25 protein-coding genes and 3 pseudogenes are annotated in these 26,867 nt (G+C 56.8%); 12 read left to right on the plus strand and 16 right to left on the minus strand.

What is annotated here, in order from left to right:
* Positions 1 to 2 precede the first annotated feature (2 nt).
* The 6 genes from AB7M22_RS08230 to AB7M22_RS08255 all read left to right on the plus strand — a co-directional run bounded on the left by AB7M22_RS08230 (position 3) and on the right by AB7M22_RS08255 (position 7,282).
* On the plus strand, positions 3 to 647 hold the full coding sequence (locus tag AB7M22_RS08230; protein WP_454185873.1) for a TetR/AcrR family transcriptional regulator: 645 nt from the start codon (positions 3 to 5) through the stop codon (positions 645 to 647).
* Between the two features lie 329 nt (positions 648 to 976).
* Entirely contained in the window at positions 977 to 1,591 is a 615-nt protein-coding gene (locus AB7M22_RS08235) for a TetR/AcrR family transcriptional regulator (RefSeq protein ID WP_454185874.1), read from the plus strand.
* Between the two features lie 84 nt (positions 1,592 to 1,675).
* On the plus strand, positions 1,676 to 2,767 hold the full coding sequence (locus AB7M22_RS08240) for a VOC family protein (protein WP_454185875.1): 1,092 nt from the start codon (positions 1,676 to 1,678) through the stop codon (positions 2,765 to 2,767).
* Positions 2,768 to 2,942: 175 nt separating this feature from the next.
* Positions 2,943 to 3,899, plus strand: a complete 957-nt coding sequence (locus tag AB7M22_RS08245) for a fumarylacetoacetate hydrolase family protein (RefSeq protein WP_454185876.1) — start codon at positions 2,943 to 2,945, stop codon at positions 3,897 to 3,899.
* A complete protein-coding gene (locus AB7M22_RS08250) occupies positions 3,899 to 5,800 on the plus strand; it encodes an acyl-CoA synthetase (RefSeq protein ID WP_454185877.1) in 1,902 nt (633 codons plus the stop codon). Before AB7M22_RS08245 ends, AB7M22_RS08250 begins: the two co-directional genes overlap by 1 nt.
* Positions 5,801 to 5,962: 162 nt before the next feature.
* Complete coding sequence (locus tag AB7M22_RS08255) at positions 5,963 to 7,282, plus strand: outer membrane protein transport protein (protein ID WP_454185878.1); 1,320 nt, start codon at positions 5,963 to 5,965, stop codon at positions 7,280 to 7,282.
* Positions 7,283 to 7,418: 136 nt separating this feature from the next.
* On the opposite strand, the gene AB7M22_RS08260 is transcribed toward AB7M22_RS08255, so the two are convergent.
* The 8 genes from AB7M22_RS08260 to AB7M22_RS08295 all read right to left on the minus strand — a co-directional run bounded on the left by AB7M22_RS08260 (position 7,419) and on the right by AB7M22_RS08295 (position 15,357).
* Positions 7,419 to 8,159, minus strand: coding sequence for a Mut7-C RNAse domain-containing protein (locus AB7M22_RS08260; RefSeq protein ID WP_454185879.1), 741 nt, complete (start codon positions 8,157 to 8,159; stop codon positions 7,419 to 7,421).
* A 150-nt stretch (positions 8,160 to 8,309) separates the two neighbouring features.
* Positions 8,310 to 9,050 (minus strand): NAD-dependent epimerase/dehydratase family protein, encoded by a 741-nt coding sequence (locus tag AB7M22_RS08265; RefSeq protein ID WP_008047277.1) that lies wholly within the window; start codon positions 9,048 to 9,050, stop codon positions 8,310 to 8,312.
* A gap of 248 nt (positions 9,051 to 9,298) precedes the next feature.
* A complete protein-coding gene (locus AB7M22_RS08270; RefSeq protein WP_454185880.1) occupies positions 9,299 to 10,525 on the minus strand; it encodes a hypothetical protein in 1,227 nt (408 codons plus the stop codon).
* Between the two features lie 573 nt (positions 10,526 to 11,098).
* A complete protein-coding gene (gene phnE / locus AB7M22_RS08275) occupies positions 11,099 to 11,866 on the minus strand; it encodes a phosphonate ABC transporter, permease protein PhnE (protein ID WP_454185881.1) in 768 nt (255 codons plus the stop codon).
* Positions 11,863 to 12,690: a phosphonate ABC transporter, permease protein PhnE gene (phnE, locus tag AB7M22_RS08280; protein ID WP_008011828.1), complete on the minus strand. Its 828-nt coding sequence runs from the start codon at positions 12,688 to 12,690 to the stop codon at positions 11,863 to 11,865. The genes phnE (AB7M22_RS08275) and phnE (AB7M22_RS08280) overlap by 4 nt, the downstream gene beginning before the upstream one ends.
* Positions 12,684 to 13,484 carry a phosphonate ABC transporter ATP-binding protein gene (locus tag AB7M22_RS08285; protein ID WP_454185882.1) on the minus strand — a complete coding sequence of 267 codons (801 nt, stop codon included), beginning with the start codon at positions 13,482 to 13,484 and terminating at the stop codon, positions 12,684 to 12,686. The genes phnE (AB7M22_RS08280) and AB7M22_RS08285 overlap by 7 nt, the downstream gene beginning before the upstream one ends.
* Positions 13,481 to 14,332, minus strand: a complete 852-nt coding sequence (locus AB7M22_RS08290) for a putative selenate ABC transporter substrate-binding protein (protein ID WP_454185883.1) — start codon at positions 14,330 to 14,332, stop codon at positions 13,481 to 13,483. Before AB7M22_RS08290 ends, AB7M22_RS08285 begins: the two co-directional genes overlap by 4 nt.
* Positions 14,333 to 14,490: 158 nt before the next feature.
* Positions 14,491 to 15,357 (minus strand): LysR family transcriptional regulator, encoded by an 867-nt coding sequence (locus tag AB7M22_RS08295; protein ID WP_454185884.1) that lies wholly within the window; start codon positions 15,355 to 15,357, stop codon positions 14,491 to 14,493.
* A gap of 134 nt (positions 15,358 to 15,491) precedes the next feature.
* Here AB7M22_RS08295 and AB7M22_RS08300 point away from each other — a divergent pair, with 134 nt between their 5' ends.
* The 4 genes and pseudogenes from AB7M22_RS08300 to AB7M22_RS08315 all read left to right on the plus strand — a co-directional run bounded on the left by AB7M22_RS08300 (position 15,492) and on the right by AB7M22_RS08315 (position 18,242).
* Complete coding sequence (locus AB7M22_RS08300; RefSeq protein WP_454185885.1) at positions 15,492 to 16,544, plus strand: agmatine deiminase family protein; 1,053 nt, start codon at positions 15,492 to 15,494, stop codon at positions 16,542 to 16,544.
* 4 nt (positions 16,545 to 16,548) lie between these two features.
* Positions 16,549 to 16,719 (plus strand): annotated as a pseudogene (locus AB7M22_RS08305) (nitrilase-related carbon-nitrogen hydrolase); the annotation flags it as partial.
* Positions 16,716 to 17,090 (plus strand): annotated as a pseudogene (locus tag AB7M22_RS08310) (extracellular solute-binding protein); the annotation flags it as partial. The pseudogenes AB7M22_RS08305 and AB7M22_RS08310, both read left to right, overlap by 4 nt.
* Before the next feature lie 26 nt (positions 17,091 to 17,116).
* Positions 17,117 to 18,242: pseudogene (locus AB7M22_RS08315) on the plus strand (agmatine deiminase family protein).
* A gap of 44 nt (positions 18,243 to 18,286) precedes the next feature.
* Here the strand turns inward: AB7M22_RS08315 and AB7M22_RS08320 are convergent.
* From AB7M22_RS08320 to AB7M22_RS08335, 4 genes are all read right to left on the minus strand, one after another.
* Positions 18,287 to 18,766: a VOC family protein gene (locus tag AB7M22_RS08320; RefSeq protein WP_454185886.1), complete on the minus strand. Its 480-nt coding sequence runs from the start codon at positions 18,764 to 18,766 to the stop codon at positions 18,287 to 18,289.
* Between the two features lie 1,000 nt (positions 18,767 to 19,766).
* Positions 19,767 to 20,330 (minus strand): NADAR family protein, encoded by a 564-nt coding sequence (locus AB7M22_RS08325; RefSeq protein WP_454185887.1) that lies wholly within the window; start codon positions 20,328 to 20,330, stop codon positions 19,767 to 19,769.
* A gap of 352 nt (positions 20,331 to 20,682) precedes the next feature.
* Positions 20,683 to 22,119 (minus strand): IS1182 family transposase, encoded by a 1,437-nt coding sequence (locus tag AB7M22_RS08330; protein WP_454185888.1) that lies wholly within the window; start codon positions 22,117 to 22,119, stop codon positions 20,683 to 20,685.
* A 138-nt stretch (positions 22,120 to 22,257) separates the two neighbouring features.
* Positions 22,258 to 22,569: a hypothetical protein gene (locus AB7M22_RS08335; protein WP_454185889.1), complete on the minus strand. Its 312-nt coding sequence runs from the start codon at positions 22,567 to 22,569 to the stop codon at positions 22,258 to 22,260.
* A gap of 266 nt (positions 22,570 to 22,835) precedes the next feature.
* Between AB7M22_RS08335 and AB7M22_RS08340 the strand changes: the two genes are divergently transcribed.
* Positions 22,836 to 23,378 carry a 3-demethoxyubiquinol 3-hydroxylase gene (locus tag AB7M22_RS08340; RefSeq protein WP_454185890.1) on the plus strand — a complete coding sequence of 181 codons (543 nt, stop codon included), beginning with the start codon at positions 22,836 to 22,838 and terminating at the stop codon, positions 23,376 to 23,378.
* Positions 23,379 to 23,522: 144 nt separating this feature from the next.
* On the opposite strand, the gene AB7M22_RS08345 is transcribed toward AB7M22_RS08340, so the two are convergent.
* Both AB7M22_RS08345 and AB7M22_RS08350 read right to left on the minus strand, forming a co-directional pair.
* Positions 23,523 to 24,011 carry a MaoC family dehydratase gene (locus AB7M22_RS08345; RefSeq protein ID WP_454188770.1) on the minus strand — a complete coding sequence of 163 codons (489 nt, stop codon included), beginning with the start codon at positions 24,009 to 24,011 and terminating at the stop codon, positions 23,523 to 23,525.
* Positions 24,012 to 24,064: 53 nt separating this feature from the next.
* Positions 24,065 to 24,286: a hypothetical protein gene (locus AB7M22_RS08350; protein WP_008011806.1), complete on the minus strand. Its 222-nt coding sequence runs from the start codon at positions 24,284 to 24,286 to the stop codon at positions 24,065 to 24,067.
* A gap of 306 nt (positions 24,287 to 24,592) precedes the next feature.
* Here AB7M22_RS08350 and AB7M22_RS08355 point away from each other — a divergent pair, with 306 nt between their 5' ends.
* Positions 24,593 to 25,606 (plus strand): GlxA family transcriptional regulator, encoded by a 1,014-nt coding sequence (locus AB7M22_RS08355; protein WP_454185891.1) that lies wholly within the window; start codon positions 24,593 to 24,595, stop codon positions 25,604 to 25,606.
* Positions 25,607 to 25,714: 108 nt separating this feature from the next.
* Here the strand turns inward: AB7M22_RS08355 and AB7M22_RS08360 are convergent, their stop codons facing one another.
* Together AB7M22_RS08360 and AB7M22_RS08365 are read right to left on the minus strand one after the other, a co-directional pair.
* On the minus strand, positions 25,715 to 26,095 hold the full coding sequence (locus AB7M22_RS08360; RefSeq protein ID WP_008011788.1) for a RidA family protein: 381 nt from the start codon (positions 26,093 to 26,095) through the stop codon (positions 25,715 to 25,717).
* A gap of 88 nt (positions 26,096 to 26,183) precedes the next feature.
* Positions 26,184 to 26,825: an FMN-dependent NADH-azoreductase gene (locus tag AB7M22_RS08365; RefSeq protein ID WP_454185892.1), complete on the minus strand. Its 642-nt coding sequence runs from the start codon at positions 26,823 to 26,825 to the stop codon at positions 26,184 to 26,186.
* Between the last annotated feature and the right edge of the window lie 42 nt (positions 26,826 to 26,867).

A 26,867-nucleotide genomic window follows, 5' to 3' on the forward strand; every position in this document is an offset into this window, starting at 1 on the left:
AGATGCCTTCCCCCACTTTTCCTTCAGAAGCAACTGAGCAAGAGCCTCTCACTCGGGGCCACAAGAAGCGTGAACGCACCCGTCGCGGCCTGGTGGATGCGGCATTGCGTCTTGTCGCACGAAAGGAGGTGGGGGAGATTGCACTGCTCGATGTCGCCTCGGAGGCCGCGGTATCCAACGGCACTATCTACAACTATTTTCGAACGCGCGACGAAGTACTCGAGGCGGTTGGCATCGCCATGGCGAGCGAGTTCTCCGATGCCATTTCCGCCCTGAGTTCGGACGTGCACTGCGGTGCACAACGGCTTTCGATTGGTGTGCGCATGTTCGTATGCCGGGCCGCGTACGACCATCAATGGGCCAACGCACTGCTGCGCATCATCCATTCCGATCAGGCCATGCGCTCGCGCCTGGCTGCCCATGTGCTGGGCGACCTGCGTGATGGTCTGCGCGCGGGGACTTTCGCTTACGAGGACGAAGGGATCGCCCTGGACATGGTCGTATCGTGCACAACCGGCGCCATGCGCTCGGTTGTCGAGGGGCGTACGGTGTCGGAGCACGACCAGCGGGTCGCCGAGATGATTCTCAAGGCTCTGGGCGTAACACCTGCCAAAGCCAAGAAAATCGCCGGTAAGCCGCTACCCTGATGTCATCCTCGACCCGCCAGGCCTCAATGCCGATAAGAAGGACTTTCTGGCTTCGTGCATTCCCCGTAGCAGCTGCCGAAGGCTGCGTTCGATCGCACGCGATCGCAAAATCAGGCGCTGCGGTGTTACAGGCTGTCCTGAACATACGTGTTCATTTTTGTCAGTTCTGAAGCGCCTTCATTGACTTTGATATCACTCGTGACGCCCAGAATTTATAAGGCATATAACGGTTTTTATCGAGGGATCGCTCTTTAATCAAAAAAACGTTGTTGACGGCGAATGAACACGCGTGTTCAATTGGGCCATAAGGTAATCCTGGAGAGAGAACCGTGGAATCCCTAAATCCAACACAGCGCCGCATTCATCAAGCCGCCTTTCGCCTGTTCGCTGAAAGAGGCACCTCACAAGTGAACATTCTCGACCTCGCACAAGAGGCAGGCGTGGCGCGCGGAACGGTCTATAGCAACATCGACAGCATGGAAAGCCTGTTCGAAGCGGTCGCCAGCCATCTCGCGAAAGAGATGCATGAGCGCGTCAACAAGAGCTTCAATTCCCTCATCGATCCGGCTCAGCGTCTTGCCAATGGCATTCGATTGTTTATTCGTCGAGCGCACGAGGACTCCCAGTGGGGGGCGTTCATACATAAGTTCGCCATGAGCAATGCTTCGTTGCGCGAAATGTTCAGCAGCCAAGCGACGACGGACCTTCTGAGCGGACTGTCCAGTGGGCGGTACACGTTTGAAAAAGAGCAATTGCTCTCGGTACTGACACTGATATCGAGCAGCGTCCTCGGCTCGATTTTCCTGGTGCTGGAAGGGCACAAAACGTGGCGCGAATCGGGCTCTGACACCGCCGAGCTAGTGCTGCGGGCATTGGGAGTGCCGCCAGAGGAGGCTCGTGCGCTGGCGACCACAGAGTTGCCAGCACTTCCTTCTATCGACTGAGTTAGTTAACCGACTCAACCAGACATCCCTGGATTTTCAGGGGTGCGGGGACGGCTTTACCCTGAAAACCGGAAAACAAGAACAATGACTAACAAAAATGAATTGCCCCGGCTAGCGACACCACAACCAGCCCGGCATCCGCAGCCGACGGTGAAGGCCCGGGATCTGACTCACCTGATCTTTCAGCGGCCGGACTTGAACGAGGCGGCGCGGTTCCTGACCGACTTTGGCCTGACGGTAAGTCAGCATGACGCCGATACGCTTTACCTGCGCGCCGCCGCCCCTACTTCATACTGTTACCGTGTCCATCGTGCAGAACAGGCACGTTTTGTCGGGTTCGGACTGGCCGTCCAGTCGCTCAAGGATCTGGAAAAACTGACGCGAATCCCGGGCGCGTCACCGGTCGAGAAATCGGAACATCCTGGTGGCGGGTATTACGTCAGGCTGACCGATCCTTCCGGTTTCATTGTGGAAGCTGTTTGCGACCAGACTGCAGGTATAACGCTGGGACACAGAGCGCCTCTTCCCTGGAATCTGGCGCAGGAGCAACCGCGAATCAACGCCACGCAGCGCCCGCCGATTGCTCCGCCTGAGGTACTAAAACTGGGCCACATCGTCATCGAAGTGGCCGACTACCAGGCGACGTGTGCCTGGTACACCAAGCATTTCGGGTTTATTCCCAGCGATGTGCAGGTACTCCCCGATGGCACGCCTATTGTCGCCTTCATGCGCCTTGACCTCGGTGATATTCCCGCGGCTCACCATACGCTCGCGATAGCGCAAGGGTTCATGGCGACCTATAGCCATAGCGCCTATGAGGTCGTCGATGCAGACGCTGTGGGCATGGGGCAGCGCGTCCTGCGCGAGCGCGGTTGGGAGCACTCTTGGGGGATCGGGCGACACATTCTGGGCAGTCAGATCTTCGATTACTGGCAAGACCCTTGGGGCGATAAGCACGAGCATTACTGCGACGGGGATATTTTCACGGCTGCACAGCCTACGGGCATTCATCCCGTGAGCCCCGAGGCAATGGCGCAGTGGGGGCAGCGCATGCCCAAGCGTTTTACAAAACCGAAGATGAGCTTGACCAATCTGCGTGCGCTATTTCGCAACCTGCGACGCAGCCCGGACTTGAGCATTCGCAAGTTGATAACACTCATGCGGATGTTCGGGTAGAGCTGCCGCCATGTCGGGTAATGCAACCAGGTATGGCCGTCGGGATGTGCTCAAAACCGGCGCCTTGATCGTCGGCGGCTCGTTGGTCTACAGCGTTGCCAGTCCCCCCTCAGAACAACACCACAGTTCTCGCGCCGCCGAGCACGGGACAAACGCCGCTCCAGGAGTACCTTCAATGTCTGCTGTACACGTAGTCCGCTTCGAATTTCAGAACGGTATCCACTGGGGCGTGCTGCGCCAAGGCCGTATCACGGTGGTGCCCGGTGCTTTTGAAACCACCGGTGATTTCATTCGCCAGAACAGTATCGACGACCTCGCTCAATTGAAAGGTACGGAGTTGGAAGAGGGCGAAGTGAAACTGCTGTCGCCGGTGACCCGTAACCAGCAGTTCGTCTGCCAGGGCGCCAATTATCGCCAGCACATGATTGAGTCGGGCATGGACCCGGATGCGAAGAAATTCAACATGATCTTCACCAAGGCGACGAGTTGCCTGGTGGCGGCTGACAGCGACCTGATCAAGCCGCGCACCGTGCGCTTCCTCGACTACGAGATCGAACTGGGGCTGGTGATGAAACGCGCGATCACCGGCGCTGTTGCTGTCACCGACGCCAATCTGCATGAGTTCATTGCAGGCGTCGTCATCGTCAATGACTACTCGGCTCGTGACATTCAGATTCCCCAGATGCAGTTCTACAAGGGCAAGAGCTTCCGCACTTTTGGCCCTGTCGGCCCGTACCTCTGCCTTCTGGATGCCACGAACATTCATTACCTCAAAGAGTTGCAGTTGCGCCTGACGGTCAACGACCAGGTGCGACAGAACGACAGCACGGCCAATCTGGTTTATGGCCCCGCTGAAACCCTGACTGAACTCTCTGCCTTGCAAGATCTCGCCGCTGGAGACCTGATCGCCACCGGTACGCCTGCTGGCTGTGCGCTCACGGTACCTTCGCCTGCCAAACAGCGTATTGCGGCCCTGATGCCGGAAGCCACCAAGTGGAAGCTGTTCCTCAAGGCGCAGGAAGGTCGGACGCAATACCTCAAGCCAGGTGACGTAGTCGAGGCGCGCATTCGCAGCGCCGATGGAGTGATTGACCTCGGCGTGCAACGCAACCGAGTCGTGGAGGAAGCCTGATGGTTGTGCAGACCCTGAGTGACATCGAAAGTCTCGAACAAGTCCCCCTGTCGGAACGTGGCCTGGCTTGCAGCACGTACGAAGCGCTGCGACAGGCGGCCCGGTGCTCCCCCCAGGCACCGGCGCTTAGCTTCTTCGCCGATGCCGCGGATTTCAGGCGCACCTACAAGTGGAACTACTCGCAGCTTTTCGCGGATATCACCCGCGCGGCGAATGCTTTCCATGACTTGGGTATAAAACCGGGCGAGGTAATTGCCTTTATCTTGCCCAATCTGCCGGAAACCCATTTCACGATATGGGGCGGGGAGGCGGCGGGCATCGTCATGGCGATCAATCCTCTGCTCGAGGCCAAGCAGATAGCTGGCTTGCTGAATGCCGCAAAGGCATCCGTGGTGGTGACGCTCGCGCCGACGGCGGGCAGCGATCTGTGGCCCAAACTGGCTTCGCAGCTGGATCAGTTGCCTACGGTCAGGTCTGTCGTGTGGGTCAGCATGGAGCCCTATGTCGCCGAACCAGTGCGTGGGGCCCTGAAAGCAGCGGCACTGAAGGAGCGCGACTTACACCGAGATATCGAGATCCACGATTGGCAATCGCTGATGAGTACTCAGTCGCACACACACCTGAAGAGCGGTCGACAAATCCGCCAGGATGAGTGCTCCTCCTACATCTGTACGGGCGGCACCACCGGGCTCCCGAAGATCGCCGCGCGTACCCATGGCTCGGAAGTATTCAATGCATGGGCCATGGCTGCTCATATGCAGCCACGCAATACTGGTCAGGTTATCTTTTGTGGTCTGCCGCTGTTTCATGTCAATGGACAACTGGTGACGGGGCTGATGCCTTGGACTCAAGGCGACCATGTGATCCTCGGGACGCCTCATGGGTATCGTGGCGAGGGGGTGATCCCGCGATTTTGGGAGATGGTCGAGCACTTCGGTATAAACTTCTTTTCCGGTGTGCCAACTGTCTATGCCGCACTTCTGCAAAATGAATGTGAGGGCCGCGACCTGTCCAGTCTTCGCTATGCAATGTGTGGCGCCGCTCCCCTGCCGGCTGAGCTTTTCCGGGAGTTCGAGCGCCGGACCGGGCTAAAGATCCTTGAAGGTTATGGTCTTACCGAGGGTGCCTGCGTTTCCTCGGTCAATCCGCCCCATGGCGAGCGCCGTATCGGCTCCATCGGGATACGGATCGCCTACCAGAATATGCGCGCGGTCGTGCTCAATGATGCTGGAGAGTACCTGCGCGACGCCAACGTGGATGAGATCGGCCTCATCACGATCAGTGGTCCGAACCTCTTCGATGGCTATCTGGAGGAGCGTCATAACCAGGGCCTTTGGATCGATATCGACGGTCAGCGCTGGCTGAATACGGGCGATCTGGGCCGTCAGGATGCGCAGGGTTACTTCTGGCTGACTGGACGCAAGAAGGAGTTGATCATTCGCGGCGGCCACAACATCGATCCCAAGCAAATCGAGGAGGCTCTGCAGGCGCATCCCGCCGTCGCCTTGGCCGCTGCAATCGGCAGCCCCAATGCCTACTCGGGCGAGGTGCCAGTCGCCTACGTTCAGCTGCGTCCCGGGCAAGCCTGCAACGCCGAAGAGCTTGAGGCATTCGCTCTTCTAAACATCAGCGAGCGAGCAGCAGTCCCCAAGCGCATTGAAATCCTCGAGGCGTTGCCACTGACTGCCGTGGGCAAGATATTCAAGCCGGCTTTGCTACAGCGGGAGATTGCCAAAGTAGTCCAGGAGGAAGTGGAACGCCTGGGGCTTTCGGACATTGCTGTTGAGGTCGTGCAGGACAATCGCCGTGGGCATGTCGCCTGCATCAAGGCCGGAACCGGCCAAGAAATTCTGGCTCCGCTCTTGGGGCGCTATAGCTTTCAAGTCGAGTGGCTTAATTGAGTTTCTGATTCACATCTGTAAGTCCGGCAGTCATGCCCTGGCGCTGTTCGACCAGGGCGTTTAACACAACTTCGATCAACTCCAACCGGCACTGAAAAGTGCACAGGAAGGCGAAGCCTTGCCTGCGTGCAATCAACAAAAACAATAATCAAGAGGTGGAAAATGAAACTGAATAGCCGTGTGATCCCGTGTCTCTCTGCTCAGCGAACGTGTGCTGTCTGGATTAAATTCACCAGTGCCATGGCACTACTCAGCGCCTCTACTATTGCAGGTGCCAATGGCATTGCACTGAACGAACAAAGTGCAAGCAGTGCGGGAACTGCTTATGCGGGACGGTCGTCTTCCGCGCTGGACGCCAGCACGATCTTTGGAAATCCTGCAGGCTTGACCAAGTTGAAACGTAGCGAGATTTCCGGCGGGGCAGCGGTGGTCTCGGTTAGCGACGACATCAGTGATGCGCAGAGCAGTGCCCCAGGCACGAATGAGGGGGACTCGGTACCTTTGGGGGCCGTTCCTTTCGCCTATATGTCGACACCGCTTGATGATCGTTTTTCGATAGGTCTGGGACTCTATGCTCCGAGTGGTCTGATCAATGATTACGAGGGCTCTTTTCAGGGCCGCTACCATGGCTCCTACAGCACGACCAAGGAAATAACCCTGCAGCCCACCATTGCCTATCGAATCAATGATTACGTATCCATTGGTGGCGGACCGACCCTGAACCGTTTCAATGCAAAGCTTCAGAATTACCTGGCCACCGGTGCCCTGAACAACGGCCAGGACACACTGGTGACCATCAAAGGCGATGACACGGCACTTGGCTACAACGTCGGTGTCTTGTTTGACTTGAGTGATGCGACCAGCTGGGGAATTAACTATCACTCGAAGGTGAGCTATGAACTCAAAGGGCACACTGAGGTTTCCGGCTCCCCGAGCGTTATCCCGCTGGATGGAAAGTATGACAACAAGATAGACCTCACGATGCCCGAATCCGTGGACACGTCCATCACCCATCATTTCAATAGTCGCTGGACGGGATACCTGGGGACCACCTGGAAACGTTGGAGCCGTATCCAGAAGGTCGAGGCAGTCAACAGCGGTCTTTCCCCCGTGGGCGAGGCGGCTGGCCTGGGAAGTGTGACCGAAGAAATGAACTGGCACGACACTTGGTCCACCGCAGTTGGCGCATCTTATCAATTGAACCAACAATGGCTGCTGCGAGCAGGCTACGCCTATGATCCTTCGCCCATCAGAAATGCCGATCGCAGCGTGCGCGTTCCGGTCGGGAATCGCCAGGCCGTGACCTTGGGCGGCGCTTACTCGCCGAATTCCGATCTGACGATAGACTTTGCTTATGGCTATCTGTGGGATTCAAAAGCCTCGGTAAAGCACTCGAACAACTCCGGTCTTCAACCGGAATACAGTGCCAATTACGAAAACAGTGCGAATGGAATCTCAGTGCAGGCGACCTATCGGTACTGATCGATACGTCTTCTACCTTTAATCGATAAGCAACTATCCCAACGGGGCGTGATGCAGTTCTGCCTGTCAATCAGCACCCACTGCCGCGAGTACTTTTGCGGTAGTGGGTGGGGTAGGTCGGCCCTATGCCGCTCGGCTATCGGTCCAGCAGAGGTGCCAGCAATGCACACATGCTGCGCCAGTGCGAACCCTCCCAGTAAACCCGTTGGCAGGCGTCGCAGCGCAGAAAGTGCGAATAGAGGGCGCCCACGCGCGGAGGCACATGCTGCCGGGCCAGTTCCGGGCTGATCTCGTGCAGCGGCAGGTTGCAATGAAGGCACAGGCTGAATGGCCGCGCGCTACGCGCCAGGTCGAGGCGCTCGTACAATTCGCGCAGCTGCAGCGACGGTTTCAGGGCATGCACGTAACAGCCGTGGCTGATGATCCGCCGCTTGAGCAATTCGCGATCGCGGGTAAGCACGATGCGTCCTTGCTGCGCTGCGATCTCGGCAATCTCGCCATCCTCGAAGCCATTGTCGTAGAGGGTGTCGAAGCCGCTCATGCGCAGCAGATTGGCCAGCCCGCCAAGGTGCGCATCAGCGACGAAGCGCAGCACCCGTAAAGGTTGCGCACGAACCTTGAGCAGAGGGCTGATGTCCAGCGCTTCGAACTTGGGATACACCGCCAGCCGGTCACCGTCGAAGATCACCCGCTCGAAGCCCACCGACTCGCCGTTGAGCAGCACCAGCTCGACCTCGGTGTGCGGTATTCCGAGCGCCTCGATCATATGCTTGACCGTCGCCCCTCGCGCGCACTCGCAGGTGAAGGACTGCCGCCGCCGATCGGCCGGCAGGAATTCGTTGAGCTCCTCGTAGAAGCGGAAGGTTGCACGGGTCATGTTGAACAGTATGGCAGGGCTGCGGGGTGAGTGAGTCTAGTGCGGGCATTTTCTCCGGCAGGCCCCAAACTACGCTCGTTAGTCGCACTACATGACCGACTGCATCGACCCAAAGCGGACAGTCGAAGGGACAGCAATTAATAAAGTAGTTCAGTCAGGTTGAGCGTGTCCTTCCAGAATCTCAAATCCATCATCAAAGGGAGCGTACCCCACAACTTTTCTGGTCTTTTCGATAGAAAGTCGCTTATATCTGTTATCTGAGACCCCGTGTATAACATGAAATCCGCTCAGCTCGGCCTCGACGCAATTACTAAGTAGTGCGACAACATCCCTGATACTAATAAAAGCAGCTACATCCCTGTGACTGTGGTTTTCCCCTTGGTGAAATATAGCTACGTTTGCAATACGGACTGCGATTGTTGTCATTTGACCATCGTTTGCATACATCGAAGCCAGAGCTTCCCCGAACGCTTTGCTGACCCCGTATAGATTGCCTGGCTTAGGTGCCATACATTCATGTACCTGGACATCCTCTGGATAACCTTCAATCGCCTGAGCGCTGCTCGCAAATATAAAGCGCTCGCAGCCTTGAGCCTTTGCGGCGAATAGCATGTTGTAGGTGCCCACAATATTCACAGGGAGCAGGGATGTCATGAAATCGGCGTCTGGGCGAGGGTCAGCAGCTAGATGAATCACTGTATGTATGCCTTCGCAAGCTTCAAGGCAACTGGCTTGAACGCTGATGTCGAGAGCGAAACGTTGTGCCGATTGCGGAAGTGTTGATACATCTATATCGGCTAAACGCAAATCTGACTTATCGTAATGCGCTTTCCAAAAAGCGCTGCCGATTCGGCCCGCAGCACCTGTGATTAAAATTTTTCGCGCGTTCATTTCAGCATGTCCTTATGGTAAACGTCACTGTAGCTTCCCAGCGTCGTGGTCGGTTGACAACCTCCAGTGAGAGTAACAAGCGTCAACACGTTCGCTTCTGGCCGATTCCTGTCTGTCACAAAGGGCTGCTATCGGCCGATTCTGTTGAAAAAGTCGGTTCTTCCGGGCTGCCCGCATACTGACCAGTGACTCCGATTTTCCGATCCGCACTCTTTGGCGTTGGCTGCGGAGTCTGCTTTATTGCCCTTTCATTCATCCATTGCTTTTTCTTGCTCTGCCTCTACCTTGTTTTGAGGTTGATAGAGTCTCGGTAGGGTTGTGTACCCGGTACGTGAAGCCGCATTGCCAGTCGCTCCCTGTAACCTTGCTTTTTCCTCTTTCAACCATTTGTCCATTGCTCTTTCTTGCTCTTCCGATACCTCGATTTGAGGTTGATTGAGTCCCGGTGCGGCTGTATATCCACTGCCGTCATAAGTGGGCTGGTCGTTTTTAACGGTGCCATCCTTCAAGCGCTCCGATGAACCAGCAATGCCTCCTAAACCTCTATCGTCATTTTTAGTTTCAGTCGCAGCCTGGCTTGAGTTCTGACTGACAGGGTTTTCACTCGATTTAACGGTGTTTGCGGTGGGTGTATCACTAACTGTGTCAGATTTCAGGGTGGGGGCAGCGGGAGCAGAGATGGTCTCTGCTCTAACTTTTGATTTGTTTTTACTCGTCAATTTATTTCTACTTTTTTGAACTTTCTTAGTCGTTGAAAAGGCAGCGTTCAGTTCCTTCTTGTTCTTGCGAATAAGGTTGTCAATTGGAACGTAGCTAATAATCTGGTTGGATTTTCTTTTGATGTTCGAGTTATAAAATTTCACTTGCTTCTGTGTTAACTGAATATCAGCAATAGGCGACAACCGAATGAGACCAATAATCGCCTCGCGAGCAATGGCGTATGTAAGTTGATCAAAGCTGTAAACAACACTGTTACTTGATTTTGGTAGGGTAGGGGAGAGTGTCATTATTTCAATAGCACTGTCATGCTTGGAGAGCGTTTTTCCGGCTACTGAATCTTTGTATGTGTAAATAACATTGCACTTCGATCGGATTCCACCCCGGACGTTGCTTACAGATACTGAAGAGACTTCTGCGCTTATTTCAATGCGCCCACTGTAATGTCCAAATTCGATAAAGCGATCACTGTTATGAATTTCTTTCTGGGTCGCATTCTTGATAGCATTCCCCCAGTTTGAAATCTGTAATTCACCTGAAAAGCTATTGTCAATACTTACATTTTCTTTGTTTTTTATTTCTGCGGGAAGCACAATGACATCTACATTGTATGCGAAGTCATAATAGTCAATATCAGAAACAACACTTTTGTCTCTTTCGCTTGAGATTTCTGAATAGTTTCTTATGTTGGCGCAACTTGTTACTCCGAAAAAGCTAAAAGCCAGCAAGAGTAAGGCCGTTCTTTTTTTTATCGACATGTTACTCTCCTGGCTTTGTCGCTAACGTATAACAGTGATTAGACCGAATTCGGCGATAACGAAATAATAGAAGTCTCTAGATAACTCTGCGCTACCGATTCCGACTTTTTTTAAAAGTCCCTATAAATCATAGGCCTATATTTCACACCCAACACCCAACACCTCAGCACCGCTAGCCGATGACAGACCGCGATCAATAGGTGGTCGAGGAGACTGAGTGCACCCCTTGGCTTTGAGAGGCCGGGCTGTCGTGACTGGCCGAAATCCCCCGGGCGGACGTTCAGGGAAAACGAATCCATCGCCCTTTTCCCCCGGCGTTAAACCAAGGTTTCGGTGAGAGCGAAGCCTCTGTGTGTTCCGAATGGAATTGCGCGCAAAGGTGCAGTACCTTGTATTTGTAGCACCCTCGTGTCGCAGTCTTGTCCAGGTTGAGAGGTGGCCTTCATGAACAACATCATCTACATCGTCGGGGTCGTTGTGATCGTCGTGGTTATCCTGTCGTTCCTCGGGTTTGCATAGCTTCGAAGACCCACTGAACGATTGCCGGGCACCTTGCAGATGCATCTGAAGCAGTCAGGCTTTGACCCACCGTTGACGGCTCCAGCTGCTCAATGTATCGACGGCGAATACCAGTAGCAGCATGGCCAGAATAACCGTGCTGGCTTGAGCTTCCTGGAACAGGCTGAGGCTGACATAGAGCATCTGTCCCAAACCACCGGCGCCGACGAAGCCGAGCACGCTGGCCATGCGGATATTGTTTTCCCAGCGGTACAGGATGTAGGCCAGTAGCTGGGGCAACAGGTTGGGCAGGGTGCCGTAACAGAAAGCCCATACGGCGTTGCCACCCTGCAAGCGGATGGCTTCGGCGGGTTCTGGTGGGGTGTTTTCCAGCGCTTCGGCGAACAGTCGGCCGAGCACGCCGGTGGTGTGCAGGGCTAATGCCAGGGTGCCGGCATTCGGGCCGAGACCGGCGGCAAGGACCATCAGCGCGGCCCACACCAGTTCCGGAACCGCGCGCAAGGCGTTGAGCACCAGGCGCGATGCGCTCTGCAATGGCCAGCCGAAGCGCCCGGCCGCAGGCAATGCCAATAGCAGACCGAATACCGCCGCGAGCAGGGTGCCAAGGGCAGACATGGCAATGGTTTCCAGAGCGCCGTGGCCGATGGCTTGCAGATGGCCGGGGCTCAGGTCGGGGTTGAGGAAGCGCTGCGCATAAGCGCCCATCTGCTTCAGGTTGCCGGTGCCGCCCAGCTCGCCGAGGTCGATGCCCAGGTAGATGAACGAGGCGACCACCGCCGCGCCGATGCAGAGCAGCAGTGCCAGGTTGATCAGGCGATTCATGCCAGCCTCCAGCGCAACAGGCGGCTGAGTTGATCGGCGAGCAGCACCAGCACGAGGAACGTCAGTAACAAACTGGCCACTTCACCGCCGGCGAACATGCGCAACGACAGATCCATTTGCTGGCCCAGACCGCCGGCACCGACGAAGCCCATCACCACTGAGGCGCGGATGGCGCATTCCCAGCGGTAAACCGTGTACGACAGCAGCTCCGCAGCGACATTGGGCAGGATCCCGTAGCAGAAGGCTGCGAGCCGACCGCTACCCGATTGCAGTAGCGCGTGGGCCGGGCGCTGGTCGACCGACTCGAAAATTTCCGCATAGACCTTGCCCAACATGCCGCTGTAGGTAATGGCAATGGCCAGCACCCCGGCCGTCGGGCCGAGGCCGACGGCGCGCACGAACAGCAGGGCCCAGACGATTTCCGGCACGCTGCGCAGGAAGATCAGTAAACCGCGTATCGGCCAACGCAGCAGTTGGCCCCAATAACTCGGGTGGCCGGCGCGGGAGGCAGCAGACAGCGACAGAGCACGACTGGCCAACAGGCTGGCGGGGACTGCCAACAGCAACGCCAGAGCCATGCCGGCCGTGGCGATGGCCAGCGTTTGCAGGGTGGCTTGCAACAACAGCTCAATGAACTCTTCGCCATGGGCCGGTGGCCAGAAGGCTGATACAAACCGGCCCATCTCGCTCTGACTGTCACTCGCCACCAGTACGCTGAGGTCCAACTCGCTGAAGTGGATGCCCGGCCACAGCAGGGCAAGGGCCAGTAAGGTGAGCAGCAGGCGCGGCCGGGTGGCCGGATCTCGGGTATCACGGGTCAGCATCGGGGAATCTGCACACTCAAGGGCGCCGGAGCAAAAATCGGTGGGGATAGCAGTTGTTCGTTGGCGTAGAGCTTGTCGAGCAACTCACGGTCGACTTCGCTGGCCTGAAGGTCGAACAGGATCTGTCCATCACGCAAGCCGATGATGCGCGAAAAGTGCGCCAGGGCCAGCTCCACCGCATGCAGGCTGGCGACCAGTGTGACGTTGTGCTGCCGGGCATGGCTGCAGAGCACCGAAAGCGTGTGCTGGGCCAACACGGGGTCCATGGCCGAAACCGGCTCATCGGCCAGCAACACCTCAGGCGCCTGGTACAACACGCGGGCAATGCCCACGCGTTGCAGCTGTCCACCGGACAATTGCTGGCATTGCGCGAACAACTTGTCACTCAGGTCCAGCCTGGCCAATGCCGCGCGTGCGCCCGGAATATCCAGTGGGTGCAGCAGGTTCAGCAGGCTCTTGCCCAGCCCCCACTGACCCAGCTTTCCGGCCAGAACCGCGGTGATCACACGCTGGCGCGGTGGCAGCGGGGGCGCTTGATGGATCAGGCCGATGCGCGCGCGCAGACGCTGACGCTGACGGGCAGAAAGCTGCCAGGCTCGCTCGCCGAGCACCTGCAGCTCGCCGTTGCCCGGTCGCAGGGCGGTGGCCAGCAGGTTGAGCAGGCTCGACTTGCCCGCGCCGGACGGGCCGATGATGGCGACCTGTTCGCTTGCACCGATGTGCAGGTCCACGCCACGCAGCGCCTGGACGCCGTTGGCGTGGGTAAGGCTGACCTGGGTCAGATGCAATGTCATTTGAGCAGGTCGGCGGCGCGTGCGGCTTCCTCGATGCCCTTGTAGTTCTCAGGCTTGGTTTCGATGAATCGGCTGGCGGCCTGCAGATCCAGAATCTCCTTGTCCGCAGGCTTCGCCGGATCGAGGGCCAGGAAGGCTGCCTTTATCTTGGCCGCCAGCGCTGGGTCAAGAGTCCCGCGCACCGTCCAGTTGTAGTCGAAGTAAGCCGGGGTGGTCGCAAACACTTTGACCTTGGTGGTATCGACCTTGCCGGCGGCGACCAGTTTTTCCCACACGCTGGCGTTCAGTACCCCGGCGTCCACTTTGCCGGCCTGAACCCAGGCGACGGTGGCGTCATGGGCGCCGGAGTAGCCGACGCGGCTGAAGTAGGTTTCAGGCTTGATGCCGTCCTTGAGCATAAAGAAGCGCGGCATAAGACTGCCCGATGTGGAGGACACCGAGCCGAAGGCAAAGGTCTTGCCCTTGAGATCGGCGAGGGACTTGACGGCAGGGTCGGCGGTGATGAATTTGCTGGTGAATTGGGCGTCCTGTTCGCGCTGTACCAGCGGAATCGCATTGCCGGTTTTCAGGCGTGCCTGCACGAACGTGAAGCCGCCCAGCCAGGCCAGGTCGATTCGGTCGGTGGCCAGCGCCTCGACCACGGCCGGATAGTCGCTCACGGGCACGAACTCGACCTTCATGCCCAATTGTTGTTCCAGATAGGCGCCAAGCGGCTTGAACTTGCGCAGCAGTTCGGTAGGGGCTTCATCGGGAATCGCGCTGACTTTCAGCGTATCGGCGGCCTGCGCCAACAGGGTGCAAAAAGGCAGGATCAAGCTGACGGCCAATGCCAGGGTACGCTTGAGCATGGAAAATCTCCGGTGTATTAACGAAAGAATGTCGAGGCGCCTGGCATACGCTTATCGCTGCCTGGCGCTTTGTGAGGGTAGACGAAAGGAGCGATATTGACCGGTTTTGGCCCAATTGCAATCGCTCATGAGCGGACGAAATATCTGGACCAAAATCGTTACGTTGTCGGGCTTGTTGCTTCCAGGTTACTGAGCAGCCACTCGCTGAAGTTTCGTGCATTGCTCTCACTGTCCCGATGGGTCAGCAAGGCCCAGTTCGGGCCGCGAATGGTTTGCTCCACCAAGGGTTGCAACAAGCCGTTGACGCGTGCCTGCCGACTCAGTAATTGGCTGACCAAGGCGATACCGAGCCCTGCACACGCAGCGTCCAGCAGCAGGCCGGGGTCGGAGAAATTCAGCCCCTGATCTTGCTGGCCTACATCGATGCCGGCCTCTACTGCCCAGTGACTCCAGTCCATTTCCCGCTCGCCATGAAGGGTTGTGCGTTGTTCCCGTGGCAGTGCCAACAGGTTCGGGTGACAGGCCGGGTAGAGGCGATCTGCGTGCAGCACCTTGAAGCTGCACTCGGCTCGGGAGCTGATGTCGTCACGCACAGCGAGGTCGATAGTCTGGCTGGCCATGTCCGGGACTTCATCGGTACTGAAAATCCACAGATCGACTTCCGGATGCTGACGGCGAAAATCCCCCAGGCGCGGCAGCAGCCAATGACGGGCGAACGCCGGAGTGGTGTTGAGCACCAGTTGGTTGGGTTTCTGATACTGCCCAAGGCGGCGAATGCCGACGGCCAGTTGTTGCAGCAGCGTCTGGGTGGTGCTGAGCAGGTCGTGACCCGCATCGGTCAGGCTGACGCTGCGTCCACTGCGAAAGAACAAGGGCTGTTCAAGGTACGCCTCGAGGCTGCGGATCTGCTGACTGATGGCGGACTGGGTAAGGTGCAACTCGTCGGCGGCCTTGTGGAAACTGCCCAGCCGGGCAGCGGCTTCAAAGCCGCGAAGGGTGCCGAGCGGTGGCCAGTGCTTGAGCATATTGATAAGTTCTCCTAATCAGTTTTCCGCAAAATCCATCGTTTGTTTGCCCTTTTTTACAGCCGTAGCATGCATGCCAAGACCGCCAGTGCAATTTTCGTTGAACACAATGGCTTAACTTAAAGGTGCTTGTCATGCAGCAGAATGAAATTCGAAACAGTGGTTGGGTGATGCCGGCAGAGTGGGTCAGGCACGCCGCGACCTGGATGGTTTGGCCACATAACAAGGCGCTCTGGGAATCGGGTTGGGGCGTCACGCTGGCGCTGGTCCAAGAGGACTTCGCCCGCGTGGCCAATGCCATTGCCCGTTTCGAACCGGTGAAGATGGTCGTCGATCCCTCGGCAGTCTCCAGTGCCCAGGCGCTGTGCGGCTCCAACATCGAATTGATCGAGCTGGCGGTGAACGACAGCTGGTGCCGGGACTCCGGCCCAAGCTTCGTTTATCACCCGCAACACGGCCTGGCCGGCGTGAGCTGGCGCTTCAATGCGTGGGGCGGCAAGTCGGCGCATGATCTGGACGAAAGCCTGGCGCGCCGCGCACTCAATCACCTGGGCGTGCAGTGTTTTGGTACACCGCTGAGTAACGAAGGTGGCGCCATCCATGTCGACGGCGAAGGCACGCTGATCACTACCGAGTCGGTGCTGCTCAATCCCAATCGCAACCTGGGCATGAGCAAGGCCGAGATGGAAGAAATCTTCACCCGTTTGCTGGGTGTGAAGAAAACCATCTGGCTACCGGGCGATCCGGACCATGTAACCGGCGACATGACCGACGGCCATGTCGATGGCGTGTGCGCATTCGCGCGTCCTGGCGTGTTGCTGGTGGACGCCACGCACGACAAGCACTCGGTGTATGCCGAGGTGGTACGGGAAAACCGTCGCGTTTTGGAGCTGGCAACAGATGCCCAAGGCCGCAAATTCGAGCTGATCGAGTTGTATGAAGCGAGCGATGCCGTGGACGCCGACGCTGAAGTGTTCTGTGCCTCCTACACCAACTTCTACATCGCCAACAACGCCATCATCATGCCGGCCTATGGCATCGATGCCGACCATGCGGCTGCGAAAGTGTTGGCTCAAGCCTTCCCCGACCACGAAGTGGTACCGGTGCGGATCAATCATCTGGCGCATGGCGGCGGCGGGGTGCATTGCATCACCCAGCAACAACCTGCCTGGCCAGTGGAGGGTTGATGCCATGACCCTGTTGACGATTGCCACTACCCAGATGCCCTGCACCTGGGACTTGCAACACAACCTCGATCAGGCTGAGCAGTTGGTGCGTGAGGCGGCTGCCAAGGGCGCCCAGGTCATCCTGCTGCAGGAGCTGTTCGCCACACCGTATTTCTGCATCGAGCAAAGCCGACGCAGGCGCAACGGACGGCGGACACCGCCGGCAAGAAGACCACGTTCCAGTACCGGATTCCCCGTGAGGGCACCACGGTGTGGATGGATACCATGGCGATTCCTGTCGACGCCAGACATCCGGAGTACGCCTATGCATTCATCAACTTCGTCATGCGCCCGCAGAACATGGCCGCGATCAGTAACTTCACCGGTTATCCCACCTCCAATGCCAAGGCACGTCCGAGCGTCGATGCGACCATGCGCAACAACCCGGATATTTACCTCGACGAGGCCACTTACGAACGGCTGATTCCTGGCAAGGACATTCCCCAGCCCGACATGCGGGCGCGCATGCGAACCTGGACCAAGTTCAAGACAGCCACCACGAAATGACTTCAGACAAACACTCAGGAATCATCATGTCGACTCGTCGAGAGTTCATCAAACACGTATCGGTAGTGGCCGGTTTGGGCGCTGCCGTGTCCATCGGACTTGGCCTGACGCCCTTGAGCGCACGAGCGGCCACACAAGGTGTCTGGCGCATGCCGGATGAGGGCGAACAAACACCGGCGAGCCTTCGTCGCATTTGGCGCGCAGGAGGCCATCTGGGAGGATTTCACCCCTGATGTGCAAGAGGCCATTGGTCTGATTGCTCGCACCATCGCCCACTATGAGCCGGTGACCGTGTTCTGTCGCAGTAACGAGCGGGGACTGGCCGAAGAACATTGCGGCACGACTAACATTACTTACGTCACCACCGAACTCGACGATGTCTGGATGCGTGATATCGGGGCCAATTTTGTCATCGATGGGGCAGGCGGGCTCGGCGCCGTGGATTTCAACTTCAACGGCTGGGGCAACAAGCAGCAGTACAGTAAGGATGCGCAGGTGGCCGCTTTGGTTGCCGACACCGTGGACGCCAGTCACATCCGCAGCGAATTGGTGGGCGAGGGCGGTGGTATTGAAGTCGATGGTCATGGCACGGCGATCATGACCGAAAGCAGCTGGATCAATAGCAACCGCAATCCCGACTGGAGCAAGGCCGAGGTCGAGCAAGAGCTGAAAGCCCGCTTGGGCTTGCGCAAAATCATCTGGCTGCCGGGCATCAAAGGCAAGGACATCACCGACGCCCACGTCGACTTCTACGCCCGTTTCGTCAAGCCAGGCGTAGTGATCGCCAACCTCGACAACGACCCTGAGTCCTACGACCGGAAAGTGACACTGGCCCACCTGGAGATTCTCAAACAGGCCACGGATGCCGACGGCCGCAAACTGCAGGTGCATACCGTGTCGCCACCGCTCAATCCACGCAAGAGCAAGTTCAGCCGCAACAACCCGGACTTTGCCGCCGGCTACATCAACTACTTCGTCATCAACGGGGCGATCATTGCGCCGGAGTTCGGCGACCGGGCGGCAGATACCAGAGCCTTTGATCTGTTGTCTGAACTCTACCCGGACCGTGAGGTGGTGCAGCTCAACATCGACGCGATCGCCGCCGGTGGTGGCGGAATCCACTGTGTGACCAGTCACCAACCGCAGGCTTAGCCTGAACCCGCGCGTCGGCATGCCCTCGCATCCGCGGGCGCTGGTTAACGCTCCAGAGCCGCTTCGATCGCTGCGATGTCGATCTTGCCCATCCCCATCATGGCGTCGAACGCGCGCTTGGCCGCCGCTTGATCAGGATTGGCTATCGCGGCGGTCAGGACCCGTGGCGTGATCTGCCACGACAGCCCCCACTTGTCCTGGCACCAGCCGCATACATTTTCCCGACCGCCGTTTCCGACGATCGCGTTCCACAAGCGGTCGGTTTCGGCCTGGTCGTCGGTCGCCACCTGGAACGAGAAAGCCTCGTTGTGCTTGACCCCCGGCCCGCCGTTCAGCCCGAGACAAGGGATACCCATCACCGTGAACTCCACCGTCAAGACATCGCCTTGTTTACCCGCCGGATAGTCGCCAGGCGCACGAAGGACAGTGCCCACGGCGCTGTCCGGGAACGTCTCGGCGTAGAACGTCGCAGCGTCCAGCGCGGTGCCGTCGTACCAGAGACAAATCGTGTTTTTGCTGATCATCTTGGTTCTCCAGAGTTGGGATAGGTACGTGGATTTTAGCAGTGCAGGCGACCGCATATTTCTGCCCTGCGCTACAGGGTAGAACCGAGTGGCATATCTATGAGGTTGGGTTATGTCTGAGGACGGTTGTGGGCGCAGCAGAACAGGTATCTTCTTTCCGATTTTCAGTATCGGGCAGGCAAAGCTGGTTGTTGTATTGCTTATCCTTTTACTGGTTGTGGTCAGGCTTTTTGAAGTGCTGCCCGGTAGTGATCAACGTTACTCATATCATGTGCTTAAGGTGATGTCGGGGAGTCGATTGTGAACTCTGCCATGGCCAAGCAACAAGTCGCTGACCGTTTACAGTTGATCGCAACTGGGAGCTTTTGGCCGATTACTGCGCACTGCGATAAATCATGCGCCGCGGATATTTATAATTATAAAAAGTGATGATGACAATACAAGAATGATTGTTGTTAATGCATAGCAAAAACCAAATCCTGCTTTTATGGGTAATATTTCATCGGTAGCGACTTGATACCCAAAATATCCATTGATCAATGCAGGTGTTACGACGCGGCTAGCTCGAATATGCCCCGCAGAATAGGGGAAGGCGCCCCTTTAGAAGAGCGTTTCGAAGCGCTTGTCGATTGGCCGCTATTGGCCGCTTTTTGCCCGTAGCGAAGGGCGGCAGTCGGCCGATTCTGTTGAAAAAGTCGGACTGCCCAAACTGCCTGATCATTGACTGGTGAAACGCCTTTTTCGTACGCGGCTACGTGAAACCCGAGTCCGGAAGCCTCTGCCAAAAGTAAAGATTTCAATCTCGGACGCGTACTTTTCGGATGCGCAAACCATGGCCGACTTTTTCAACACAATCGACCAAAAGCAGCCGCTCGAAGGTATCGACGAAAATTCGGTGACTCCGCTTTTGTTGATTGACGCGCTGTCTTAATAAGGCCGCACGCAAGAAGCCCTGGCGTTGGCCAAGGCTTCTGCGTTTTTCGTGAGTAAGGTCAGGTCACTACCTTGGGGCTGGCATACTGGCCCCGTCCCGCACCTGCATCAGCGCAAATCCCAGTAGATTCAAGCCTTTCCACAGATTTGGATTGTTCGCATCCGCGTTGTCCTGTGCGAGCCCTATACCCCAGATGTTATCAACCGGGCTGGCTTCGACAATAACGCGCGAACCGGTTTGTAGAAGATATTCGTTTAACTGCGGATTCTGAGAGAACTTGGCCTGGTTCGCTCGAACGACGATGTCGTATCGGTGTTGCAGCCAAACCTTATCATTAAATCCGCGCACGTTGCGGCCAAGTGCTTTGGCGGCATTAGGAGTAGGAGCGTGGAGCACCTGCGCACGAATTTCCTGATCGTCGAACAAGGCCGCTTTCTCGGCCATCATGAAGTGTTCGGCCGTCGGGTAATGTTGACCCTCAACAATAAACCCGGCCTCGAACCATTGGCTAAAGCACGAAGCCGTGACGACAATTTTGTTACGCTGGTGCCCCCAGAAAAACGTAAAGCTCAGATGTTCTCCTGAGTTGAAACGGGCGCACAGTTCTTTCAGATGTTCAGAGTCGTTCAATGAGATACCCTCGCTAACTGAAGATCGAAGTTACAGCTACAGTGCTGGCCAAGGCAACCACGAAGCTTGGTAGGTCTTCGGCTGACAAATTCAGTCTCGGGTTCTCGAATGTAAACCAAACAGCGATACGTTAGACCTATTCTGTCCGTTAGCAGCTCACAAAAGGCAGCTTTGGGTCCAGGCCGTGTGAAAACACGCTGGGCGCATTTAAAACTGAGTTTTGCTTGTGTTGCCTGTGCAACCAGCAAGCGGAAGCGCGAATTACTTCTAGTAGTAACATCGGCCCTCGTAATGCTGTTTGGGCCGCGTCAGCGGCCCAAACAGCCACTCACGGACGATCAAACGGCTGGACTCACGCCCTGATCGCCTCAAGCAGTCCTGCGATGCCGAAGATGCTCATCATCCGTTTGAGGTTGTAGGCGAGCACATGAAGGCTCATCTCTGTGCTTACCCTCGGAAGGGTTTTGGTCAGGAAGTGGGTACTTCCCATCCAGTATTTGAGCGTTCCAAAAGGATGTTCAACGGTCTGTCGGCGACGCCTCATCATCGTTGGATCATGTTCCAGCCGAGCCTGCATCGCGTCGATTACCGCCTCATGTTCCCAGCGCCTCACTCGGCGCTCCTTACCCGTCGTACATTGCTTTTGCATTGCGCAGGACTGGCAGCCCGAGAAGTAGTAACAGTGCAACAACATGCCGTCTTCCATCGACGAATGCCGCCGGGTCAGCAACTGTCCCGCAGGGCATCGATACGCGTCCGATGCAGCAACGTAGATGAAGTCCTGCTTACCAAATCGGCCTTCGGCTTTGCTGCCTGATGTCAGGGATTTTGGTACAAAGGTGGTGATGCCAGCCTGCTCGCAGGCAAGGATTTCCAGCCCTTTGTAGTAGCCTCGGTCAGCTACCACCGTCAGCGACTCAGCGCCGATCTCTTCACGCGCTTGGTTCGCCATATTGCTCAGTTGCGCCCGGTCATTACCAACGTTAGTCACCTCATGGGCAATGATCAGATGGTGTTTGTCGTCGACAGCTGTTTGTACGTTGTAGCCAACCGTTCCGGTGCCTCGGCCGCTCATGGCCATTGAGCGTGCATCTGGGTCTGTGAGGGAGATTTGCTGGTCTGGACTGTCGTGAAGCTGCGCCTCTATGTCCTTGAGTTTTTGCATCTGCTGTTTCAGCGTTTCGATTTTTTCTTTCAGCCGCTCGGCCTTGGCCCCGGCCACTTCGGGCGTTGCCCGATCCGCCGAATCCATCGCCGCCAGATATCGATCAATGCTCTGTTCGATCTGCTGCATGCGTGCCTTCACTTTGCCCTGGGTGAAGTTACGGTCGCGATTATTGACGGCTTTGAATTTGCTGCCATCGATGGCGATGATTGATTGGGAGAAGAGATTCAGGTTGCGGCAAAGCACTACGAATTGTCGGCAGACGCTGCGAATGGCTTTGCCGTTGTCTTTGCGAAAGTCGGCGATGGTTTTGAAGTCCGGGGCCAAACGTCCTGTCAGCCACATCAACTCGACGTTGCGCTCGGCCTCACGCTCTAGCCGGCGGCTGGACTGAATCCGATTCAGATAGCCGTAGATATAGATCTTTAGCAAGATCGCGGGATGGTAGGCCGGACGCCCCGTTGCAGCAGGATCAACACCGTCGAATCCAAGTGCCCCCAGGTCGAGTTCATCAACGAAAACGTCGACCACTCGCACTGGATTTTCTTCGGTAACGTAATCGTCCAGGCACTCCGGCAGCAGCGTCACCTGCGTCCGGGCCTCGCCTTCAATGAATCGCTTCATGATCGTCCCCGCTACGATCTCGACGATCAGAAGATTAGGCAATCGCAGGCGTTTTCACACAGCCTGGGTCGGAAGCTGCCCGTGACGAAAGGCCGCTATCGAGCAAAGCTGCCTCTCAGAGAGCCTAAACTGAGGTTGTCACTCGTCAAACAGAGTCCAGCCATGGCAAATGCCGTCAAAGTCTTTTGCCGTAAAAAATAATGTAAGTTCCTCCGGGTCAAATTTTGTGTACAGCCAGTGCCCAGGAATAGGGCCTCTCGTTATCACGTATTCCAAGCGGTACTTTTGAACAACTGCAGAACTGAAGGAGGCTGAATTCAACTTAAATCTGTCACCTTGGTTGAGCGTCCATAGCTTTCCAACAAGGCTATCATCAAGCACCACCTCTTCAGCTGTCTCCATCAGATGCCGTGTATGAAGTTTTTTTTGAAGCCTAACGCTTCTGGCCATGGGTTAACCTACCTATAAACAATCCGAGCATCGGCATAATAATACTGGAACGCGGAGATGACCGCTTTGGGTCGATTGCTGCCTGTGGCGGAGGGCCGCAGTCGACCCAAAGCGGTCTGTCAGCTGCTTAAAGATCGGCCAAATCGACGATGGTGAGAGGCCGCCCTGTGAACTCACTTGCTTATCTGCTTGGCGTTACAGCACGATGCTGGCTCAAGAGCAAGGACAGGCCCGATGACCAAGCCCCTCGAACAAGAAATCTCAATGTGAATTCACCAGACTACACGGCTAAGGGCGAAGACCTCGGCAACCGCATGATGAAGGTCGACCATGCGGGCGAGCATGGCGCGATCTGTATCTACAGTGGACAGTTGTTTATGGCCAGGCTTTTCGTCCCGGGCATGGTGAATGAACTCAAGGAGTTCCTCTCCCACGAGCGCCGCCATCGGACGGTTTTTCAGGAGGAGCTGCAACGTCGCAATTATCCCCGCTGCCGTAGTTATTGGTTGTGTGGCATCGGCGGTCTGGCGTTGGGTCTGGTTACTGGCATCTGTGGCCGCAAAGCCATTGTCGCTACTACCGTCGCGGTTGAAAGTGTGGTGCTCAAGCACCTGGCTCATCAACTTGATGTGCTGGGCGATATCGATCTCCACGCGGTGGCGGCCATTACTTCGATTGTGGAGGAGGAGCAGCACCATCATGACCACTCAGCAGCGCAGATTGATGTGCGCGATCCCTGGTTCAGGGTACTGACACCGATGGTGACTGCATGGACTGAAGCGGTAATCTGGATGGGTATGCGTTCTTAGAAAGCAGGTGTAATTATCCCGTTTCACTGCCGCAATCTTTTAGACAAATGACTGACCGCTTCTGGCCGGTTACTACCCGTGGCGAGAGGCAGAAACTGGCCGAAAACCCCCAGTTTAGTAAGGGCAGCTCTCAACCCATGGCGATCATCTATCAGAACGCGCCACCCCATTCGTGGGATCACTCTCGGCCAGCATCTGCCTCATGATTTCCCGCTCCTGCGGGCCAGGCAAAACGCCGCTGGTTTCTCCTTCCAGCACGGTAATGCCGTCCTCGTTGGTCATCGTGACAACCGCCGTCGCACGACCTTTTTCATCCGTGTCCTTGATGAGCCAATGGCAAGTGACGGTATCCCCTGGATAAACGGGGCGCTTGAGGTGGAACGTCATCGCTGAGGCCGGCCAGCCAATCTGGCCGCCGTTTTCAGTCATCAGGCTGGTCGTCAGCAGGCCATGAGAAACCGGCGCCTTGAAGCGGCGTGCTTCGGCGAAGCGCGCATCGCAATGCACCGGATTGTAGTCGCGGGAGATCTGCGCGAAACGCTGGATATCTTCCTGCGAGAAGCAGCGGGAGAGGGTGAAGAAGCTGTCACCGGTCTGAAGCCCTTCGGCTGCACGCTGTCTGAAGCTTTTCATTGCCTCTGTGAGCTTCATCGTCGACAGGCAATCCGAAGGGCCTCGGCCCTTCGCTAATTACCGTCCGCCACCTTGCGTTCTATCTCCGCTATTTTTCGCCTAAGCTCTTCAGCCTCCAGCTCCTGGGTGTGAGTTTGATTCACACCTTCGGCGTCACTGTCGCTGTCCTCAAGCTCTCTTTCGACCACATCGTCGGGTTTGCCAGACGTATCGGTAGGCGGGACGTTCGAGGTCGTTTCTGATTTGTCGTCATTAACACGGTCATCATTGTTCATTTCGCTCACCTCCATTGGCCTACACATTGGATTCAGCGGTAGGGAGGGAGTTCGGGTTTTTCAGCCTTTATGACGCGGCTCAATGCTTTCCGTTTTCAGTAACGCCTCTCCCTTGTCTCAATGGCATGTCGCACCCCGGCCACAACACCATTTTCGTCGATGATAAAGACCCGCTTCGTCACGGCTTTCAACTGGCCTGATCGGTCGCATAATGGTGCTAGGGGGTTTTGAGCTTTTACCGTTAGCATGACGCTTTATTAGCGCACCAAATGACAGGTTGGTTAACGTAACCGAGTGGGTCGAACATTGATCGAACGACGTCAATTCAGCGGAGGCATGAAGGGGAAAAACCTCCGCTATCTGAATGAAAACCCTGGTGAGCCTGCTCGAATGACTCGGACAGGCTTTTTGCTGCTCGAGCATTTCTCGCTGCCCGCGTTCACGCAAGCGCTGGATACGATTGTCACCGCGAATCTTCTGCGCCCCGGGTTGTTCTCTTCCCGAACGTTCGGCTTGAATGAGGGGGAGGTCATCAGCGACCTGGGCCTGGTCATTCGGCCGGATGCACGCATCGATTCTTCAGCCATTCACAACCTGGACCTGCTGGTCATTTGTGGCGGCTACCGGACAGAACTGAAGGCGACTGATGAGTTCATCAGCCTGTTGCGAGCGGCGGCGGATCAGGGCGTCAGTCTGGCCGGGTTGTGGAATGGTGCATGGTTCCTGGGCAGCGCAGGCTTGCTCGATGGATACCGTTGCGCCATTCACCCCGAACATCGTCCCGCACTCGCGGAAATCTCCAAGGCGACGCATGTCACCAGTGAACCCTTTGTGATCGATCGAGACCGGCTCACCGCGTCCAGTCCCTCTGGGGCATTCCATATGGCGTTGGACTGGATCAAGGAACTGCACGATAAAGCCCTGGTCGAGGGTATCGAGGACATTCTTGCTTTCGAGGAGTCTCGCTACCGGCGCATCAAACCGGCTGAAAATATTTGTGTGAGCGCGCCGCTGCGAGAGGTGGTCAAGCTGATGGATGCCAACCTCGAAGAGCCTCTGGAGTTGGAGCAACTGGCGGTTTACGCCGGCCGTTCCCGGCGACAACTCGAACGCTTGTTCAAGGAGCAACTCGGGACAACGCCGCAGCGATATTACATGGAGCTGCGCATCACCGAAGCGCGTCGACTCCTTCAGCACACAGAGCTGTCCCAGGTAGACGTGCTGGTGGCCTGTGGCTTTGTGTCACCCAGTCATTTCAGCAAGTGCTATAGCTCGTACTTCGGCTACAGGCCTTCCAAGGAAAAACGGCTGGTCAAATAGCCGCTTTTGAGTCCCGGTGAGGATCTCCCGACGGCGCAAAATCTGCCGTCGGGAATGGCACGGTGGCGGCCGCTCGCTGGAGCAGGGCCACCGGATCAGTCCGCAGACTCAGCGCTTGGCCGCCATTGCGGTGACTTCCACGCGCATCCCTTCGACCGCCAATGAGGCCACGCCAACGGCGGCGCGAACCGGCCAGGGTTTGGCGAAGAAGCGCTTGTAGACTTCGTTGAAGGCGGCGCGATCGGCCATGTCAGTGAGGTAGATGGTCAGATGCAGCACCCGGTCCATGGAACTGCCGGCTAGCTCCAACGCAACCTTGAGCGCTTGCAGAGTGCACTCGCTCTGCTCGGCGATGCCACCCAGCTCCAGACTGCCGTCGGCACGGGTGGGGATTTGAGTGGAGACCAACAGGCCACCGAAACCGGCGACATCGGAGGAGATGGATTCCGGGTCTGGGTCGGGGAGAAAGGTGATGTCGCGATTTGCCATGGGGGATCTCTTGTTTGAGGTGGTAAAGGGGCGGTCGTGTATGGGCGAACGCAGCGTTCGCATTACGACTTAAGGTATCGCGCTTAGTTTACAGCACGAGACTATCTGCCAGCCTCATGGCCTGCTGAGTCGCGACCTTGCGCGCAGTCAGGTCAACGTCTTCCCCCAGGATGGTTTTCTCGACAATCACCGAGTGCACATCGCTTACGCCGATAAATTGCAGCCAGGCTTCCACGTAGGGCTTCTGAAAGTCGAAGCGCTCCGCTGGCGTGATCGACTGCGCCGAAAAATCCAGGCCGCGGGCGTACATCACCACGGCGGTTTTGTTGTGCAGCATGCCTTCCAGACCGCGTTCCGGGTCGAAGCTGAACAAAATGTCTTTCTGCGACACCAGGTCGATGAAGTGTTTGAGCTTGTACGGGATGCTGAAATTCCACAGCGGTACGGATATCACCAGGACGTCGGCGCGGTGCAGGAACCCGGCCAGGTCTTTCAAGGTGTTCCAGGCGTTTTGCTGCGCCGGGGTCAAGGGCGTGCCATTGAGCCCGGCGTATTTGGCGTCCATTGCGAGCTCGTCGAATTCCGGCAAAACCATATTCCAAAGGTCGAGAGTGATGATTTCGGTGGCCGGGGTGTTTTCTTGATAGCGCGCAATGAAGCCGCGGGCGACTTCAAGGGAGGCTGACCGCTGTTTGCGCGGGGAACATTCGATATGCAGAAGGGTGGTCATGGCGTGTCTCGGGCGGGGAAGTTGGATCATTGCAACATAGTT

It is taken from the genome of Pseudomonas sp. ADAK2 TE3594, assembly GCF_053628675.1.